The organism is Rhizorhapis sp. SPR117 (genome assembly GCF_021742065.1).
In genome coordinates this window covers 24,559-40,741 of record NZ_JAKKIE010000024.1, presented here as the reverse complement: position 1 = coordinate 40,741, position 16,183 = coordinate 24,559, and the positions used below count along the sequence as shown (strand labels likewise).

Genomic DNA, 16,183 nt, shown 5'->3' with positions numbered 1-16,183 from the left:
GACGGCGCAGCGCGCCCATTCGACGTCCCCTGTCCATCAGTAATCGCTCCCCACCTTGGTGTTCGTCAGCGCGAAGATGCGGTCCATGATCTCGTCGGCGCTCAGAATCCCGTAGCCGACCGGGATGGTGCGCCTGGTCACCGTGTCGAAGAGGACGAGCGCCGGCGTCTCGTTTCCAGTGAGCCCCATTCGGGCGCGCTGGCCGGAATCGACGACATAGTTGGGAAAGTCGCGGCTTGGTCCACCATCCATCGACACAGCCATCACCGCCATCCGATGGCTGTCGGCGACCGACCGCAGGATCGGCGAGAACAGCTCGCAAGCGCCGCAGCTCTGCGCATAGAAATAGAACAGGCCGTAACGCTGGCTGAGGTTGCTCAGGACCGCGTCACGATCGGCGCGGCGGTTGTCGATCCAGGCACGCTTGCCGACAGTGGAGACGGGCCGCTGAAGCGTATAGTCGATGTCGGGGTTCTGCCAGAGGGCGCGCTGCCAGCTATCCGAAAAAGTCGAGGCGCGGTCGAGCTGCTCGCGCTGGAACCGCACATAGGCGATCACATTCTCCTCGGTCGGCTCGAGGATGGCCTTGGCCTTGAGTTCGTCGAGCTGCCGCGTGATCTCGGCCATGCGCTGCACCGCACTTGCCGCCGGCGGAGGAGCGGCAGTCGGTTGAGCCGGGCGTTGCTGTGGCTTTGAGCAGTAGAACCACTGACCGAGCTTCCGCTCCCCGCAGTAGAAATCGTCGCCCTGCGCCTCGGCCTCCACCCCCTGCCCATTCCCGGCTGTTTGCTGTGCAATGGCTGGCGCAGCCGACGCTGCGAGACAGGAGACTATCAGCGACATGGTGGTCAGGCGGGACATCATCCTCGTCCTTTCAGTCTTAATCGTCACAGGCGGCCGTTTGGCGCGGAAGGGTGAGGTCGACGAGGGGCGCTGTGGATCGCCGGCGCGGAGGCTGAGAGGGGAGGGCGAATGGCCGATACGGGGTTGGCACGAGGTGGCCGAAATCCGATCAGAAGCGTGGGTCAGCGGCATCGAGCTCCCCCTTCGTCAAGCGAAGCACCGACATCATCAACGCAACGTCGATCAGCCTCGTGCCATGATCGAGCATGCGGATGATGCCGTTCATCAGATGGCGCGCATCGCAGCGGCCACGCCGGCTCGGCCTCAGCCCATCCCTGTCCTGCACGAGCCACCCGCGGCTCAGCATGTTCGCGACCGAACCGGTAATATCAACAGCGCGAACCGGGCATTCGAACCAGGTCGACAGAACTCGGCAGAGGGCGGACACTGACAGCGGACGCCTTGCGCGATAGGCGCTAAGGAAGATGGCCAGCTCAAGGACGGTCATGTCCCATCTGCTTGGGTCGCGCCCGCAGGTCGTACCATGGTCATTTGCCGTGGAGATCATAATAGTCCTGAATCTTTTGCTGGATCTGGGACATGGCCTCGACCTCGTCGGGGAGTTTCGCGGCATCCATGAAGTCCGCGTAGACCTCGGTGAAATCCATTACCGAGAGGTCGAGACGAGCGAACTCGTCGATCGTGAAACCCTGGCACTGCTCCTTCTTCGGGGAACCCCATGGCTTACCGAGCTGCGCCCTGCCCTGCTCCTGCAGGATGCGGCTCAATTTGCTCTCGAAGCAGCAATAGGCCGTGCGCTTGGTCTTGCAGATGCCGAGGAAGCTCGAGGAACAATAAGTGCCAACCTTGTGGCAGAAGCCCATCCGGTCCTTGATATCGAGCTTCATCTCATCCTGAGAGCAAGCAAAGAGCGTCAGGAATGGGGTCGCCAGCGCCGCGATCGCTGCAGGACCGCCGGCCAGAGCCGCCGCGCCGGCCCCGACCGTCAACACGCCTGACACCTTGCCAGCGCAGCAGTTGATGAGACCGAAGACCGGCTTGTGACAGGTTTCCCTCGTCCCGCTGAAGACGGTCAGGTCGGCTTCGTCGAACTCCTTGCCGGCCTGGTCGATGGCGTGCAGCGCGACGAGGGCGTCCTTGAACTCCGTCGACGCCTCACGAACGATCGGTTCGCAGTCGCCATTGATGCAATAGACGTCGTCGCCGCAGATATATTGCGGGGTATCACCGTTCTCGCCCGATGGCGTCGGGCAGCGGTAGACCTTTTCGGTAACCTTGCACGGTCCCCCATCGGGATCCTCATCAAGGCATTCATCGCGAAGATAGGTGCAGGATCGATTTGCCTCGAGATCCGAGCAATCGTTGCCCGACGTAATATGGTTGCAGGTGTAGGTGCGCGACCATGCCCAGCATGGCTGGGTAACAGCGACGCCGTTGACAAGGCGGGTGACCGGGTCGCTGGATGTGCAGACCTCTTGCTGCTGGGTGCATTCGCTGTTCGTGGCATAGGCTGAGCAGGCCGAGGCATCCTGGTCGGAGCCTTCATAGCGTTGCTGCGGTCCGACATAGAGGGGAGGTGCCGCCGTACGCCGCCAGTAGGATCGTGTGGATGAACCGCCTGCGACCGAACTCGCCTCGGAAGAACATTGATAGGTCCGGTTCGATGTCGACGAATAATAGACCGCGCGGCGTCCCACCACGATCCGACGATGATTGTCGATGAAGGTCTCGCCGGCGAGCGTGCACTGCGGGGCCGATTCATAACCGGTGCAGCTGTTGTGCGTCTCGACCGGCGTTATTCTGGTCTGCCACTGGGCGCAGTACCTTCCCAGATACCGAACGCATACCCTGGTTTCGCTCGTCAGGAAGGCCGCGCCACAAGTGTAGACATGGGTGGTCGAAAAGCGGTGGGACAGGCCGACGTTGCAGCTGGGCGTGCTCTCCTCAACCTTCGCCCCCAAATTGCAGGTCGCTTCATAATAGCCCGCGCTGCCTGCGCCCGGGGGTAACGGGGTGCATGAGCCGGCCCCGCCGCTAATCTCCTCGCCAGCGAGATAGGTCGAGGGATCATTTTCGACCGACGTTGCCCGGGCCGTGGTCGCGAGGATCTCGCTGTTGCTGAAGGTCGGCCGACTATGATCAGCGTCGGTCGTGATGCGATATTGCTCGTTGGTGGATCTCGCCGATGCCGCATCCGCCTCCAAGCGATCCGGATCATCGAAATAGGAGCCCTCGGGCAGCGTTGTGCCGGAATAGCCCGGGACCGCCTCGGCTTGTCCATTATCGGTCGGTACCAGCGTTTCGTCCTGGCGGGTCTGATTGCCGAGCGCCTTTCCCTCTTCCCGGGCCTGCTCGAGCGTCATCTGGCCCCAAGCCGGGAATCCCATGCCAAGTAAGGCGGCGGCGCCAAACAGGGCCAGCGCGATCCTCATGGCGTGGCCTTGCGCAGATTGGCGAGCCCGACCGCAGCGACACGAGCGCCCGGCCCGTTGCCATCGGCGAAGCTGCTGAGCGCATATTCGACGGTCACGTTGCCGATCATGCGATCATAGGGCGGAACCTTGGTCCGGCACGAAAAGCCGGCGCACAGGTCGAAATCGGACGATACCGCGACATAGGTTGGAACGGCCTGCACGTCGAAGGCGCGAAACAGGCGCGGATCGATCCCGATGTTCGCAAAGTCGTCCTGGCGATCGACAATCTTGCCCAGGCGGCCCGCGAATTCCTTCATCGAGTTGTTCGGGAAGCCCCGGAAGACCACCACGCCCCCTGCCCTCGCGGTGTCGCGGATGAGCTGCTTGAGCGCCCGCGGCGGCATAGAGAGGCTGGCAAAGACGATGAGCTGGGGCGCCTCCCCCTTCCCCGCGGTCGCGTTCGAGGAAGCGCCCTGCACGATCTCGTCGAAGTCGATCGGCCCTGCCGGACCCTTGGGCAGCTCGATCCTGGCGGCCCGCCGCATGTTTTCCATGCCCCCGTCGCGCACCGTGGTTGCCTCTTCGCGGAATGCGTCGCCGCGATCCTTCACCTGATTCACGAACGCCTCGGCATCGGCCTGCAGATCAGCCGACCGCTGCTTGACAGCCTGGATGTCGATCTCGTCGACGGTCTGCGCCAGCAGGGCCGAGACACTGGCTATCGCGACGATGGCTGCCGGGACCCAAAGGAATGCACGCATCATCCCCTCCTACAGCACGCAGCAGTTGCGCTTGCGCCAGACCAGGTAGCCCATGTCCTCGCCACCGGCGGGATAGGCGCGCCCGGCATCGGGCGGCATGGTCGACGCGCCGATCGCCGAGCAGGCGAACCGCCCGCTCACGGTCGGGATGGGGTTCACCATCTGGAAGCGGTATTGCTGCTTGCGCATGATCGGCATGAGATACTTCTTGCAGAGACCCTTGCTGCCCATCGTCCCCCAGGCGAGCGCTTCGCGGTGCATCTTGTAGGCAAAACGGGACAGCGCGAGCCGGGACGACTGCACATGCCCGATCGATGAGGGAATGTTGCCGTTCAGCGGATACATGCTCCCCTGGCACCCGGCGCACCAGAACAGCGGATCGAGCGGCAGATGGACGGTTCCCGCGATACAATCACCGGCGCAGGCAGCCTGGGCGATCGGGTTGGCGAAGACGATCGCCTCCGGATTGATCAGCGCCGTCAGGGAATCGTCCTGCCAGAGCGGATCGACCTCGGTCATATAGGCGATGTCGAATGATGCCTGCTCGAAGCAGACGAAGTCGGTCAGGATCTCCATCCAGTAGAGCAGCGGATAGACATACCAGTGGACATGCCATTTCGCCGTGCTCTGCGACCGCCCTCCGACCATGGAAGGTCCGGCCATATAGCCCTGGCCGATGTCGAAACCGGGCGCGATGCGCACGCCGCCGAGGTTGGGAAAGCACCAGGGCTTCATCGTCACGTCCGCCAGCCGGGCCGGCTCCCAGAAGCCCACCGAGATGCCGATACGCGGAAGAGGATCGCTGCAGACACAGATCGGCGATGCCGGATTGCTCGTGTCCGGCCTGCCGCTCGGCCAGATCTTCAATCCGCCGACAGACAGGGGAAACAGGCAGGACCAGCACACATCCGTGATCGGATTGACGAATTTGCCATGACAGGTCGGGCCCGCGGCCTCTGCAGATGGCGCCAAGCCGAGGGCAAGCAGACCGAAAAGAAGTGCGGCGAGCGCGGATCGTAGGCTGCGCCTCATGCCTGCCTCCCCAATTGGTCCAGGAAGGCGCGGTCGGCCCGTTGCTTGCGAGCAAGATAGAGCGCTGTGTAGGCGAGCGTGCCGAGCAGCAGGGCGGCAACCATGCAGGCCCCGGCGCGTCCCGCGACACGGTTCAGAACGCCGACGAAGAGCACTGCGGCGGCGAGAGTCAGGCACAGGATCTGCCATGTGCGGCGCATCCTGCGCAGCGTCGGCGTCTCCGGCGCGGCCATCGGGGTGCGAAGAAGTTCGAGCCAGAGCGGCATCAGCTCGCCCTCCCCTTGCCTATGACGACCTCTGAGACCCGCATGACCTTCCCCGTCTGGGTCACCACGGCGGGCGTATGCTCAATGCCGAACTTGCCGGTGAGCTTGCCCTCCTGGTCGAAATAGAAGCGCCGCTTTTTCGCCGTCATCTGCTCGATCGGCGAACCGCGCACAAAGATGATCTTGGCCTTGAGATCGGTGTAGCGGGCCGTTGCCCAGGCAAGCTGCTCGGCATCGTCACCATCTATGAAGACGAGGTCCTGCCTGATCGCGACGAAGTCGAGCGGATTGATTTTCTGCCCGGCGGCAGCGATCAGATTGCCCTTCTGATCGCGCACATCGCGTTCGATCGTGACCGACGGGTCGAAATCCCAACTCCTCAGCTGACGCGCGGGTGTGAGGCCCGCCACGGGATTGGGGCGGCGGACCTTGGCTTCGACGCGGCGCGCGAACATCTCGTTCGTCCGCGCGAGCTCGCCGCTTGCCTCGGCAGCCCGCAGCCGGGCCTCGATCGTAGAAAGCAGATCCGGTTCGATCACCGGAAAGGCTTGCGCGGCCTGGCCATAGTCCCGGGCCTCGCTGCGGATCGCACCAAAGACCAACGCCGAGCCAGCCAGGGACAGGATCGCGGCCGATGCTGTCAGAAGGCGCCTCATAGCACCGGCACCCCCGTTCCAATGATCTGGCGCGAACAGACAAACCCGATCTCGGCATAGCGGCTGTCAAAGCCGTCCTTGTGCGGCGTCGCCGCGAAATAGCACCCCTGCGGAATCGGCCCGGTCGCCCCTGGTGTCAGGGGCTCGCCGAAGCGTGTGAGCGGCTTCATACGCGCCACCCGGACACCGTTGATGGTGACGTCCATGCCGTCATGCCCAACATAATCGCCGGGCACGCCATAGACGATCTTGCCGAACATCTGCGGCTTCGCGCCGAAATGGCGGCGCAGCAGCGCGCTCGCCGGTGGGTCGAAGAACACATAGTCCCCCTTCCCCGGAATCCGGTTGCGGTGGATGAGGAAGGCCCAGTTCGAAAGGGAATCCGTCGTGTTGATCAGGAAGGCGTGGCCGTCCCGCCAGTCGGCGATCGCACCCAGCGTGATCGATCCGACGACAAGTCCGCCGAACAGGAGCCACAGCCGCCATTGCGGCCGCCAGCGCGCAGCGCCCGCCTCACTGGCCGCCCGTGCCATCGGGACCTCCGAAGGTTGAGACGGATGCAGCCGGGGTGCCATATTGCGGCGCGGACGGCGCCGGCATCGCCTGTGCCGCCGTCAACGGATCGACAAAGGCTGAAGGGCCGATCGACTGTGTCGGGACTTGAGGCTGCGCGGCCGCCATTGCCTGTTGCTCGAGCCGCTGCAGTTCCTCGGCCGAAGCCTGCCTCGGGCGCGGAACGCCAGAGGCGTAAACGGCATTCTTCAGGTTCTCGGTGATATCCGGCACATTCTTTGTGAGGACGGCCTCACCGACCAGGACGATCTGCCCGTGCGCGCTCCGGTTCTGCAATTCCTGGTCGAGGGATGCCATGAATTTGCGCATCTCGGCCTCGACCTGCGCCGGCGGGGAGGCGGAGCGTGCCTGGGCCTGGACATAATCGCCGACGATTGCGGACAGCCTGGCCGACACGATCTGATCCTGCGGAGGCGCGATCAGCAGCTTGGTGACCCACATCCCCCAGACCAGCGCCGCCAGCGCGAGGAGGCCGATGAGCAGCTGGGATCGCGTGAACCCCGCGAAGAGCGCGCGTTTCGAGACGCCTATCGGCGATACCGGTGGTTCGGGAAGATCGAGTTCGCGTTGTTCAGCCATGATCGGCACTCCCCTGGCTCAGGCCCATCGGCAGAATCCTGTGACGCCGCAGGACGATCAGCCCGCCGGCGACAAGGATGTGAGCGACGGCGAAGATTTGCTTGAAGGACGCGACCCGCTCGTGGCCGGCGGCCACGTAGCGGCTCGACAGATTGTGGAGCTGGTGCATGAGGCCGTCGAGCGAGAAGCCTCCCAGCGCCATGAAGAACAGCGCGAAGAGCCCCCAGGTCATCACCGTGGTCGAGCAGGCGAACCCGATCAAATGCAGGTAGACATAGAGGAGCGAGCGGAGCGGAGCCGCTGCCGACCCTTTAGCTCCGGTGCGCGGTTTGGGGGCCCGGGTCGCCATCGGTCACTCCGCCGCGACGGCAAGGCCGTCGGCTTCAGAGCTCGCCCATTTTTCCGGGCTGTCGGGGAAGGCGATCCGTTCGATCGCCTCGTCCATGTTGAGGCCCTGCGCCACCAGGCCCTCGATGGCCGCATAGATCGCAGGACTCGAGGAATAGACCGTAGCCGAAAAGGGATCGAGCACGAGGCGACCGACCGCGAGCGTCTCGGGGCCCTTGATGAGGATATCCGAATATTCGCGGCCATTGATCTTCAGGGAGCGTAGCAACGCGTCGGTATAATCGTCCATTTCGAAGCGGTCGTGCTTCTTGAAGTCGGCTATCGTCTCGGGCTTCTGCTGGAGAATGACGAACCAGTCGGAATTCTCCAGCGCGGCGATGGAGCCGGCGGACTTGTAATAATCGTTGAGCGACTGCGTGGCCGTGACCAATGAGGCGCCGTATTTGCGGCAAGTGCGCGCATAGGTTTCGATAAAATCCGCCATCGCGCCGCCGCGCAGCATCTGCCAGGCCTCGTCGAGAAGCAGCGCCTTCGGGATCGAGCGATCGACCTTGCGCATCATCTGCTGCGACATGAACATGATCGCGGTCAGAACCACGCTGCGCAGTTCCTCGCGCGACGACAAGTCCGACAGTTCAAATACGGTGAGCTGCGCCGAGAGCTCGAAAGACACCTCGCCCTGGAAGAACCGCCCATAGGTGCCCCCGGACGAGAAGGGGCGCATGGCTATGCCGAGATCGCTGGCCAACGAATTTCCAGTGGCATCGAGCGCGGTAATCACATCATCGATCGATCCGCCCCTGCCCTTCTCCTCCCAGACGGCGTTCACCGCCCCATCGATCAGGCCGCGTTCGGTGTCGTTCAGGCGGTCGATATGGCGCGACATCTGGTTCACGATGGCCTTGAGCATCGCCATGCAATCGAGAAGATAGTCTTCGTCGGTGCTGGCGAGCTCCTCGTCGATCATCGAGAAGGGATTGAGGCAAAAGCCGGACGACATGGTGAACTCGACGAAGGCTCCGCCCTGGAGCTTGGCCGAGTGCTCGAAGGAGCGGCCGTCGTCGATCACCACGACCCGCGCGCCGGCACCGCAGAGCGAGGCGCACAGCTCCTGCAGGGTCACGGACTTCCCCGAGCCGGATTTGCCGAACACCGCGACATTATGGTTGCCGGCCGTGTTCTCGAACGGGCTCCAGAAGAAGGGCTGTCCCCGCCTTCCGATGAGCATCAGATGCGGGACCTGCCCGCCGAGAAACTCACCCTGGATCGGCGCGAGATTGGCTGCCGTCGTCGTCAGCAAGGTGCGCATCCGCTTCATGCGGTCGAGATCGCGCGACAACCCGTTGGCCATCGTCATGGGCATCGCGCAGAGCAGGCCCATGACCTGCAGATAGCGGTCGTCGAGCAGATCCCAGCCGGCCGCGCGGTAGACCGATTTCAGGACCCGCTCATTGGCGTCCCCCTTCCCCTTGGGAGAGAAGGAGGTCACACTGAAGAATACGCGGACGAGCTTGCGTCCCTGCCGGATCTCGTCGTTGACGTAGCGCCACTCCTGGGACTGGTCGCGCAACTGGGGCAGGAAGCGCGAGGACTTGGAATCGGCGAGAGACGTCGTCCGCATGAATTTGAAGCTGGCCTTGTTCGTCGCCGCGTGCGGATCGGGAAATTCCACGCACAGGTTCGTCGCCACCGGACAGGGCATTCGCAGTTTGTCGGTGAACATATCGCCGATCAGCCGTGCGACATCCCATGGCGCCCAGCGATTAGGCAGGTTGCGGACCGAGAAGGACCGCAGGTCGAACACGTCGGGCAATATCTCACCGATCTCCGGAGTGTCGCCGACCACATTGCCGGTCGGCCGGAACCGTTCGGTTCGCAGCAGCATCCGATCCGGCTCGATGTGGAGTTCCACGTCGCGCCGGATGGCCTGATCGGCAATCGGATCGAGCGGGTTGTAATTGACGACGTCTTCGCCCGCCGCCGTCGTCGGCGAGGTTATGTCGTCGATCCACGCGATCAGCGCGACGGGGTCCATCTTCCGCGCGGAGACATTGATCGAGGCGAGCGCCGAGATCATGCCGTCCATGACCGCAACGATCTCCTCGGCCGAGACATTGGAGGTCTCCGGGGTCGAGTAGGAAATCGCGACCCGATGGTTGCGCAGACAGAAGGGCGCGTCGGCCGACAGGGATTGCCACACACCATCGGTCAGGAAGTCGACGCGGTGCTTTGCCATCCGCTCATAAACACCGCGCGCCGAATAGCGCGGCAGATACCATTTGGAGAGCCGCTCCCCGACCCGGGGGCTCATCCACTGATGAAATTGCAGGCAACCCGGCGCAGGAATCGCTTCGGAGAGGAACTGAGTGAGGATCTCGCCCGTCCGCTCATCGGCGCCGACCAGCGGCGCAGCCTCGATGACGAAGCCGCGTGAAGCGCTGTTGTAGAAGATGCCCGTCTTCGGATCATAGCTGCGGTACGGGAGCCAATGGGCCAGCATCGGCACCCCCAACTCGGGCCGGTCGGCGTCCGGTCTCTTGGCGTCACCGAGGAGGCCGGCGAGGATAGTCGCGAGAAAGCTCTCCGGGCGCGCCACCTCAGTTCTCCCCTGATACGGCGGCGGGGAAGCTGGCCGCCTTGACCGTACTCCCGAGCACCGGTTCAATCGACGGCGCGCCGGTCTCGGCGGCAGCTCGGCGAGCCCGTGCGGCAGCGCTTCCCGCAGCTGCGCGATAGGCCGGGTCGGCCTTCACGCGATCGACCGCCTCCTGCGCCGACGAGGATTTCGGCGGCGCGCTCGCAGGCGCCTGCACGGCGGAGGCGGGAGAGCGGGCCTGGACCGGCGCGGGCGCCACGACCGGGCCGGGTACAGGAGGCGCCGGCTGAACCGCCTGCTGCGTCCCGGCAGGCGATGAAGCAGCTTTCGGTCCGCCATTCGCCCCGGCGGACCTCGGCGAAAGCCGTGCAGCCACATCGGCCTTGATCGCCCCGACCGGGTCTGCACGGCGCGCCCTTGCCGCCGCGACCGCCGCCGGATCGGGGGCATGGGGGTCGGCGGCAGCAACCGAACTGACTGGCGGATCGATACGATCGACCGCGTCCGCCAATGATTCCGAGCCGAAGATCGAAGTTGGGGAGCCGAGCGACGGACGGGCGGTTGATTGGAGCAGTGCTTGCTGCTGCCACTCACCGCGCGCGACGACAGCATGCACGGCGCTCGCCTCATGGAGGCGGCCGCGATCATCGATATAAGGCTGGAATACGATCCGGAGGACCCGCTCCTGTGTCCGGGTCGCATCCCCGCTGGCAAGACGCGCGGAACCCCCGGCTTCCGCCCGATTGCTCCGCGGCGCTATCCCTCGCTCACCATCGCTCGCCGGGAACGGCTGCCCCGAGGCGCCTTCGCCCGAGATGAGCGCCAGCGCGCGATCGTCGATCGTCGAGCTGGGCGCGCAGATCCCGTCGGGCGCGGCGCAGGAGAAGTCGCCGCGGACATTACCACCAAGCGTCGCGCATCCGGAAAGCGCGGCCAGCGCGATCAAACCGATGCCAGCGTAGAGCCGGTGCCGGTAGCGCTTGACCCCGCTCATGACCTGACATCCTTCAGCCAGTTCTCGAGGAAGGCGCGCGGCCGATAGCCTTCGAGCACGGCGCCATCGCTCCGGACGATGACAGGCGTGCCGTTGAGCCCGTGGCGATGGGCGAAGGCCTCGTTCGCATCGAGGCCGGACGTATCGCAGGAGCCCGGCGCCTTGAGCGCCTCACCAGCATAGGCCGCGTGCAGCGCCGCCTCGCGGTTGCGCGAGCAATATACCCGATCAGCGAGGTCGCGGCTCCCGAGTACCGAGATCGGTCGCTCGACTACCCGCACGTTCATTTCCCGCAGGACGCCGGTCAGCGCCCGGCAATAGCCGCATCGGAAATCCGTGAAGACGGTAACCGTCTGCCCCGCCGGATTTCCCCAGACGATCGCGCCATCCTTGGGTAAGTCGGCGAGCGAAAGCATGCGCGGCTTCGCGGGCAGCGTCGTCTTCTCGACCCGTGCAGATGCCGGGGCCGCCGCCAGCTCGGCTCCGGCATCCAAGTCTCCGCCGGGCGCAGCAGCATTGGCGCGAGCGGCTGCGCCGACCAGCATATCCGGGTTCATCTCGAGCAGCCGCGCGGCTGTGATGTCCTGCCGGGTCTGCATATCGTAGATGCGGCCGATGACGAGATATCGCGCGCCGCTGTCTACATAGAACAGGTTCGATCCGGCCGTGATCTCGCACAGTCCCGCGATCTTGCCACAGTCCACCGCAGAGACCGGTGTCTTGGGCAGCCGCGCCTTCAAGAGCGCGCGCACTTGCTCTTCGGGATTGCTCGTGTCGGCCGCGAGGGCGATCCCCGCGACACTCAGCCCCAGCGCGGCCGCAACAGCCAAGCGCGATGGCCGCGCCAAGCGGCGCACTCGTTCAATTGCGGACATAGACACCCTCCAGGAAGACAATTTCCACGTCGATGCCGGTCGGCATCTCGATCACGGGCTGGTATTGTTCGGCCCGCTCGATGAGATATTTCGAGACCATGTCGCCAGTCTGGGCGACGCCTTCACCCAAGCCGCCCTCGAGGATCTCGCTCGTCGAGAGTTTCTGGCGCTGGCCGTTTGTCGAGATGTTTGTGCCCTGGAAGACGGAGTTGGCATTCGCCGAGAAGCCCCGGCCGAACCCGCCCGCCAGACCGGCAAGGAATGCCTGGGTCACCAGCGATCCTTCCCGCGATACCACCCGGCCGCGCACGCCGGTCTTGCCGCCGAAGGCGATGAAACCCTTTACCTCGGATACGGCATAGCGACCTCCAGGCTGCGGGCAGGTCATCTTCTGGAGCTTGACGTAGACTTTCTCACTCGAGAGATCGCCGCGCGCCGCACCGTTGATAAGGCACCCCTCGATCTTGGTCGTGAGCAACCGCCCGTTCTGGAACACCGAGCGCGCCGGGCCTGTCACGCGTAGCACGACCGGCAGCGGGTCGGTCTGGCTCGTCACGCCGGCACTCGCATCGACGCCGACAATGACCTTCGCGCGGGCGAAGCTGTTCGGCGGAAGATAGTTGATGCTGTCGGTATAGACCGTGTTGCCTTTGGCCACGCGGGTTGCGGTGCCATTATCTGCGGTAGAGAAGTTTACGAGCTTCACTTCGCTGCCCATGCCCAATGGCGGAGTGGTGCGACCTCCGCCGACACCGTCGGGGCGCTGATAGGCCTGCGGCCCACCCGGCCCATAGAGCGCTGCTGGCCCCGGGGCGGGCGCGGGCGTTCGCCTTTCGGCGATCTGCCGCCGCAGCTGCTCGTTCTCGGATTGATAGGCGGAGAGCACGCGCTGACCATCTGCCTGCATCGCCTGGTTCTGCCCTTTCAAGGCTTCGACCTGCGCCGTCAGCATTTCCAGGCGCTGCTGTTGGCCGTTGATCGACTTGAGCTGGTTTTCCGTCGACTGGAACCGGTTTTCCGAGAGCGCCATCCACTCCTGCTGGGAGAGGTTGCGATTGACGAGATCCTTGGTCGAAACGCTGATCTCGCTGACGCCATCCTTTCCGAGTCCGGCTTCGTCCTCATTCCCGCTGAAGATCCAGAAGGAGGAGAGGACAAGCCCTGCACCGGCAACGCCGGCCAGGAGCAGCCGCTGGCGCCGGCGCACGGCATCATTGGCCGCGAGATCATCCGAAACCGGCGAAACCCCTTCGCCGTTCCCGCCATCGAGAGGGCGACGCTTGCGCTGAAACATGTCGGCAAGGGCCATGTTCTCACCTTCCGTTCTGTGAAACGAGATAGGCCGTGGTGACCTTCCCCGGAGCGAGCTTGGGATCGGCGATCGAGACGGCCAGCGCGCTGGCGGGAGCGACCATCGCTTCGGTCAGTTCGACCGCCTGGTCGCCCTTGTTCTCGATGCGCAGCACCTTGCCGTTGAGATCCGATCCCCGATATTCCGCGATCAGCTGGACCTTGAGCGGGCCGAGATAGACCGGCCGGAGCGCGCGCTGCCGCATCTCGTAGCCATCGGCGACGGCATTCGAGTACATGGCCTGGACGAGTTCGACCGCAGCATCCTGCGGACCAAGCTTTTGCGCCGGGCCATTTTCCGCTGCCCGCTCATTTGCGATCGCAGGGTTCGAGATGAACACCTGCGCCGCCTGGTCGCCGGCGACACGGCAGACGAACTTGTAGACATAGCCGCGCTTGCTGGTCCCGAAGAACGAGAGCGCCGTCCGCCCGAAACCGTCCGGCACCGACAGATAAATGTCGCCGCGCACCGGCTCGTTGACGACCGAGAAGTCATCCTGCGGATTGCCCGTCGAGATCTTGGAGACCGACGCGAATTCGTCCTCCACGAGGCTGATCCTGGTCAGATCCTTGGCCGAGGCGGTGCAATCGACCTGACTGCTGTCGGAAGCCATGATCGTCTGGTCCGCGTAAGCCGGCTCAGCCATGATCACGAAGGCGACCGCGACAAGCCCGGCCCCAATGATCCGGCTAAGCATACAATGGATGCGCGAAAGAAAGGCGGCGCCCGCTGCGGCGCTACCGAAGGCATAGACCGACATCATTGATCCTTCCCGTTGTCGGCCGTCACCATCCCGAAGCCGAGCAGCTTCAGCGACAGTCCGGAGTATTCCCAATCATACCGGAAGGTCCGGCGCTCGCTGGAAATGACCTTGTTTCCGACGATGGTGTGCAGTTCGCCGGTGACTTCCGAGCGGAGGTTCTTCGTGTCGATCTGCATGGTTTCGATGGTGAAGAACTGCGAGATCGACGATCCACGCTGCTCGCTCATGATCTTGAGCAGATCCGCCTTGATCTTCCCCTGGGTCCGCGGCGAGGTGATATCCAGGACCGCGTTCATCCAATATTCGAGATTCTGCGGGCTGCGATCGAGCGTCAGCACCACGGTGTCGCGGGTGATCATCTCTAGATACTCGCGAGAGACCCCTGCCGAACTGACGGTCAACGGCGATCGCAGCACCGGCTGCAGAACGACTTCCCTGTCCCGGGCGAGCCCGAAAATGGCGAGCAATATGGTCACCACGCCGAGTGCGGCCGCGGCGATCGCCAGAAGATTGCGTTGCCGCAGGACGCGCTGGCTGTGCGCATGGCTGTACGAGAGCTCCATATTACCCCGCCATCAATCGCAGATATGAGGGTGGCGTGGCTCTCAGGCCGGTGAAGCCAGCCGGGAGATGCCAATAGGCCAGGTGAAGCAGCCAGGACGTCGCCCGACCTGCCTTAGCTTTTCTGAGACCCCACCAGCCCGCGCCCGAGAGCAGCATGCCAATGAGAATGTGCTGAGACAGGATCCCCCAGACAAATGGCGTAACCATCGCCAGGAACTCATCCAGCGTCCACAGCCCGATCAGCTCGGGATCGTCCAGATGAGATGGAATGACGTACTTGTCCGCGGCCATTGCACCACCCTCTCCTCTGATCGGACGAAGCTGCTACTTCGCCCGGTCGTTGGACCCTTCAGATCGTCGCCGTGACCGTCGACGTGACGATGGGGATGCCGGTACCCGCGCCGACGCCGACGCCCACGGGGATCGCGATCTGCCCCATGGAGAAACGGCCAGATGCCAGGGCGACGATGCCGCCGGCGAGCGAGAGCACGGTGATAACCTTGCCGCCCGAGCCCTCGAGGAAGTCGGTGAACTTGGTCAGTGCGGTGTCGAAAGTCGTATCGGCGCCGGCGAAGGCCGGGCCGGCAAACCAGAATAGCGCGAACATGAAAACGGCGATGACGAATACCGCCAACTCCGCGCGCGCGCTCGTGGTCAAGGCTGACTGCATGATGGGTTTCCCTTCACATGGAGACGCGAAGGATCCGCGCCCAAGGGAACTGTGCCGACGCTAAAGGCCGAGCTGCAACGCAACCGTGTGGTCGCGCAGCGAATCACGAAATTTTTTCGCGACAGCTATTTGGTCGCCCCGACATACGGGGCATGCCGCCCTGCGATTGAGGGCAATTTGCCAGCCTTTGCAGGGCACTTGTCCCGATAGCCCGACCAGTGCGCCCCGTATTTGCTGCAAGCGCGCGATAGGGGTAGATTCGGGTTTTCTGGAGTCGTTAGGAGTTCGTCCCCGCAGGTTCATCTTACCAAACATCAGCGGTGGCGCCCCAACGACAAACGCAGCAAGGGCAGCTCGGATGTGAACCAATGAGCGCTGAGTCCCGCGAGTTTACGCTCGATGTCTCCGAGCACTTCTTCCACCTCACGACGGAGAGCATCCGGCTGCGCTCGAATGAGACCAGGCGCTATCAGACATTGTCCAGTCTGATCGATTCCCGTATTTTGGAGGCCAAGAAGATCGATGACCATGACAGCGACACCTTGCGTGATCATCTTGAGGTCGTCCCAACGAAGGGGGCGATTCGGATCAATTTAACTATTTCCAAGACGAGCGCGGATTTGATCGGCGATGCGCGAAATCGGCTCGCAACGCAGCTGGGAACAGATCTTTCTTTTGGCGATGCGCTCTCAATTCTTCTCTTTGACTATGTCGTGGAGCGCAAAGCCGCGCATGTCCTTTCCACCCTTGGACTCGATGAAATGAGGGATAACCACGACGAACCGATTGCGAGCGACTCGCAAGAAGGAAATCCATTTTCTAACAAATAGTTAGATCGATTCTCGAGCCTTTTCCCTTTCTCGGCCCGCTTGCCAAG

At 63.7% G+C, this 16,183-nt stretch carries 19 protein-coding genes; 1 reads left to right on the top strand and 18 read right to left on the bottom strand.

The genetic code is table 11. From position 1 onward, the window contains the following. Positions 1-36 precede the first annotated feature (36 nt). From L3X40_RS10940 to L3X40_RS10855, 18 genes are all read right to left on the bottom strand, one after another. Positions 37-861 (bottom strand): conjugal transfer protein TraF, encoded by an 825-nt coding sequence (locus tag L3X40_RS10940; protein ID WP_237365700.1) that lies wholly within the window; start codon positions 859-861, stop codon positions 37-39. 151 nt (positions 862-1,012) lie between these two features. Continuing rightward, positions 1,013-1,351 (bottom strand): hypothetical protein, encoded by a 339-nt coding sequence (locus L3X40_RS10935; protein ID WP_237365678.1) that lies wholly within the window; start codon positions 1,349-1,351, stop codon positions 1,013-1,015. A gap of 40 nt (positions 1,352-1,391) precedes the next feature. Next, entirely contained in the window at positions 1,392-3,296 is a 1,905-nt protein-coding gene (locus tag L3X40_RS10930; RefSeq protein ID WP_237365677.1) for a conjugal transfer protein TraN, read from the bottom strand. After that, positions 3,293-4,039, bottom strand: coding sequence for a type-F conjugative transfer system pilin assembly protein TrbC (gene trbC / locus L3X40_RS10925; protein ID WP_237365699.1), 747 nt, complete (start codon positions 4,037-4,039; stop codon positions 3,293-3,295). The genes L3X40_RS10930 and trbC overlap by 4 nt, the downstream gene beginning before the upstream one ends. Before the next feature lie 9 nt (positions 4,040-4,048). Then, positions 4,049-5,071, bottom strand: coding sequence for a conjugal transfer pilus assembly protein TraU (gene traU / locus L3X40_RS10920; protein ID WP_237365676.1), 1,023 nt, complete (start codon positions 5,069-5,071; stop codon positions 4,049-4,051). Beyond that, the gene (locus L3X40_RS10915) at positions 5,068-5,337 is read right to left on the bottom strand and encodes a hypothetical protein (protein WP_237365675.1); all 270 of its coding nucleotides are present in this window, start codon (positions 5,335-5,337) and stop codon (positions 5,068-5,070) included. Before L3X40_RS10915 ends, traU begins: the two co-directional genes overlap by 4 nt. Continuing rightward, positions 5,337-5,993, bottom strand: coding sequence for a type-F conjugative transfer system protein TraW (gene traW, locus L3X40_RS10910; RefSeq protein ID WP_237365674.1), 657 nt, complete (start codon positions 5,991-5,993; stop codon positions 5,337-5,339). The genes L3X40_RS10915 and traW overlap by 1 nt, the downstream gene beginning before the upstream one ends. Next, positions 5,990-6,526: a S26 family signal peptidase gene (locus tag L3X40_RS10905; RefSeq protein ID WP_237365673.1), complete on the bottom strand. Its 537-nt coding sequence runs from the start codon at positions 6,524-6,526 to the stop codon at positions 5,990-5,992. Before L3X40_RS10905 ends, traW begins: the two co-directional genes overlap by 4 nt. Beyond that, positions 6,507-7,145 (bottom strand): type-F conjugative transfer system protein TrbI, encoded by a 639-nt coding sequence (locus tag L3X40_RS10900; RefSeq protein WP_237365672.1) that lies wholly within the window; start codon positions 7,143-7,145, stop codon positions 6,507-6,509. The genes L3X40_RS10905 and L3X40_RS10900 overlap by 20 nt, the downstream gene beginning before the upstream one ends. Further along, a complete protein-coding gene (locus L3X40_RS10895) occupies positions 7,138-7,494 on the bottom strand; it encodes a hypothetical protein (RefSeq protein WP_237365671.1) in 357 nt (118 codons plus the stop codon). The genes L3X40_RS10900 and L3X40_RS10895 overlap by 8 nt, the downstream gene beginning before the upstream one ends. A gap of 3 nt (positions 7,495-7,497) precedes the next feature. Continuing rightward, complete coding sequence (traC, locus tag L3X40_RS10890; RefSeq protein ID WP_237365670.1) at positions 7,498-10,089, bottom strand: type IV secretion system protein TraC; 2,592 nt, start codon at positions 10,087-10,089, stop codon at positions 7,498-7,500. A gap of 1 nt (position 10,090) precedes the next feature. Beyond that, on the bottom strand, positions 10,091-11,083 hold the full coding sequence (locus L3X40_RS10885) for a TraV family lipoprotein (protein ID WP_237365669.1): 993 nt from the start codon (positions 11,081-11,083) through the stop codon (positions 10,091-10,093). Further along, on the bottom strand, positions 11,080-11,958 hold the full coding sequence (locus L3X40_RS10880; protein ID WP_237365668.1) for a DsbC family protein: 879 nt from the start codon (positions 11,956-11,958) through the stop codon (positions 11,080-11,082). Before L3X40_RS10880 ends, L3X40_RS10885 begins: the two co-directional genes overlap by 4 nt. Beyond that, positions 11,945-13,267, bottom strand: a complete 1,323-nt coding sequence (locus L3X40_RS10875) for a TraB/VirB10 family protein (protein WP_237365667.1) — start codon at positions 13,265-13,267, stop codon at positions 11,945-11,947. The genes L3X40_RS10880 and L3X40_RS10875 overlap by 14 nt, the downstream gene beginning before the upstream one ends. Positions 13,268-13,271: 4 nt before the next feature. Further along, on the bottom strand, positions 13,272-14,072 hold the full coding sequence (locus L3X40_RS10870) for a type-F conjugative transfer system secretin TraK (protein ID WP_237365666.1): 801 nt from the start codon (positions 14,070-14,072) through the stop codon (positions 13,272-13,274). Next, positions 14,069-14,635 (bottom strand): type IV conjugative transfer system protein TraE, encoded by a 567-nt coding sequence (locus tag L3X40_RS10865; protein ID WP_237365665.1) that lies wholly within the window; start codon positions 14,633-14,635, stop codon positions 14,069-14,071. Before L3X40_RS10865 ends, L3X40_RS10870 begins: the two co-directional genes overlap by 4 nt. Position 14,636: 1 nt before the next feature. Next, positions 14,637-14,927: a type IV conjugative transfer system protein TraL gene (traL, locus tag L3X40_RS10860; protein WP_237365664.1), complete on the bottom strand. Its 291-nt coding sequence runs from the start codon at positions 14,925-14,927 to the stop codon at positions 14,637-14,639. 58 nt (positions 14,928-14,985) lie between these two features. After that, positions 14,986-15,306, bottom strand: a complete 321-nt coding sequence (locus L3X40_RS10855; protein ID WP_237365663.1) for a hypothetical protein — start codon at positions 15,304-15,306, stop codon at positions 14,986-14,988. 368 nt (positions 15,307-15,674) lie between these two features. Between L3X40_RS10855 and L3X40_RS10850 the strand changes: the two genes are divergently transcribed. Beyond that, on the top strand, positions 15,675-16,136 hold the full coding sequence (locus L3X40_RS10850) for a hypothetical protein (RefSeq protein ID WP_237365662.1): 462 nt from the start codon (positions 15,675-15,677) through the stop codon (positions 16,134-16,136). Positions 16,137-16,183 lie beyond the last annotated feature (47 nt).

Excerpts from the sequence above, each read along its gene's own strand:
- L3X40_RS10880 (WP_237365668.1), bottom strand. The coding sequence starts at position 11,958 with ATGTCCGCAATTGAACGAGTGCGCCGCTTGGCGCGGCCATCGCGCTTG.
- L3X40_RS10870 (WP_237365666.1), bottom strand. The coding sequence starts at position 14,072 with ATGATGTCGGTCTATGCCTTCGGTAGCGCCGCAGCGGGCGCCGCCTTT.
- L3X40_RS10875 (WP_237365667.1), bottom strand. The coding sequence starts at position 13,267 with ATGGCCCTTGCCGACATGTTTCAGCGCAAGCGTCGCCCTCTCGATGGC.
- traL (WP_237365664.1), bottom strand. The coding sequence starts at position 14,927 with ATGGCCGCGGACAAGTACGTCATTCCATCTCATCTGGACGATCCCGAG.
- L3X40_RS10850 (WP_237365662.1), top strand. The coding sequence starts at position 15,675 with ATGAGCGCTGAGTCCCGCGAGTTTACGCTCGATGTCTCCGAGCACTTC.
- L3X40_RS10900 (WP_237365672.1), bottom strand. The coding sequence starts at position 7,145 with ATGGCTGAACAACGCGAACTCGATCTTCCCGAACCACCGGTATCGCCG.
- traU (WP_237365676.1), bottom strand. The coding sequence starts at position 5,071 with ATGAGGCGCAGCCTACGATCCGCGCTCGCCGCACTTCTTTTCGGTCTG.
- L3X40_RS10905 (WP_237365673.1), bottom strand. The coding sequence starts at position 6,526 with ATGGCACGGGCGGCCAGTGAGGCGGGCGCTGCGCGCTGGCGGCCGCAA.
- L3X40_RS10940 (WP_237365700.1), bottom strand. The coding sequence starts at position 861 with ATGTCCCGCCTGACCACCATGTCGCTGATAGTCTCCTGTCTCGCAGCG.
- L3X40_RS10935 (WP_237365678.1), bottom strand. The coding sequence starts at position 1,351 with ATGACCGTCCTTGAGCTGGCCATCTTCCTTAGCGCCTATCGCGCAAGG.
- trbC (WP_237365699.1), bottom strand. The coding sequence starts at position 4,039 with ATGCGTGCATTCCTTTGGGTCCCGGCAGCCATCGTCGCGATAGCCAGT.
- L3X40_RS10895 (WP_237365671.1), bottom strand. The coding sequence starts at position 7,494 with ATGGCGACCCGGGCCCCCAAACCGCGCACCGGAGCTAAAGGGTCGGCA.
- L3X40_RS10865 (WP_237365665.1), bottom strand. The coding sequence starts at position 14,635 with ATGGAGCTCTCGTACAGCCATGCGCACAGCCAGCGCGTCCTGCGGCAA.
- L3X40_RS10915 (WP_237365675.1), bottom strand. The coding sequence starts at position 5,337 with ATGCCGCTCTGGCTCGAACTTCTTCGCACCCCGATGGCCGCGCCGGAG.
- traW (WP_237365674.1), bottom strand. The coding sequence starts at position 5,993 with ATGAGGCGCCTTCTGACAGCATCGGCCGCGATCCTGTCCCTGGCTGGC.
- L3X40_RS10885 (WP_237365669.1), bottom strand. The coding sequence starts at position 11,083 with ATGAGCGGGGTCAAGCGCTACCGGCACCGGCTCTACGCTGGCATCGGT.
- L3X40_RS10855 (WP_237365663.1), bottom strand. The coding sequence starts at position 15,306 with ATGCAGTCAGCCTTGACCACGAGCGCGCGCGCGGAGTTGGCGGTATTC.
- L3X40_RS10930 (WP_237365677.1), bottom strand. The coding sequence starts at position 3,296 with ATGAGGATCGCGCTGGCCCTGTTTGGCGCCGCCGCCTTACTTGGCATG.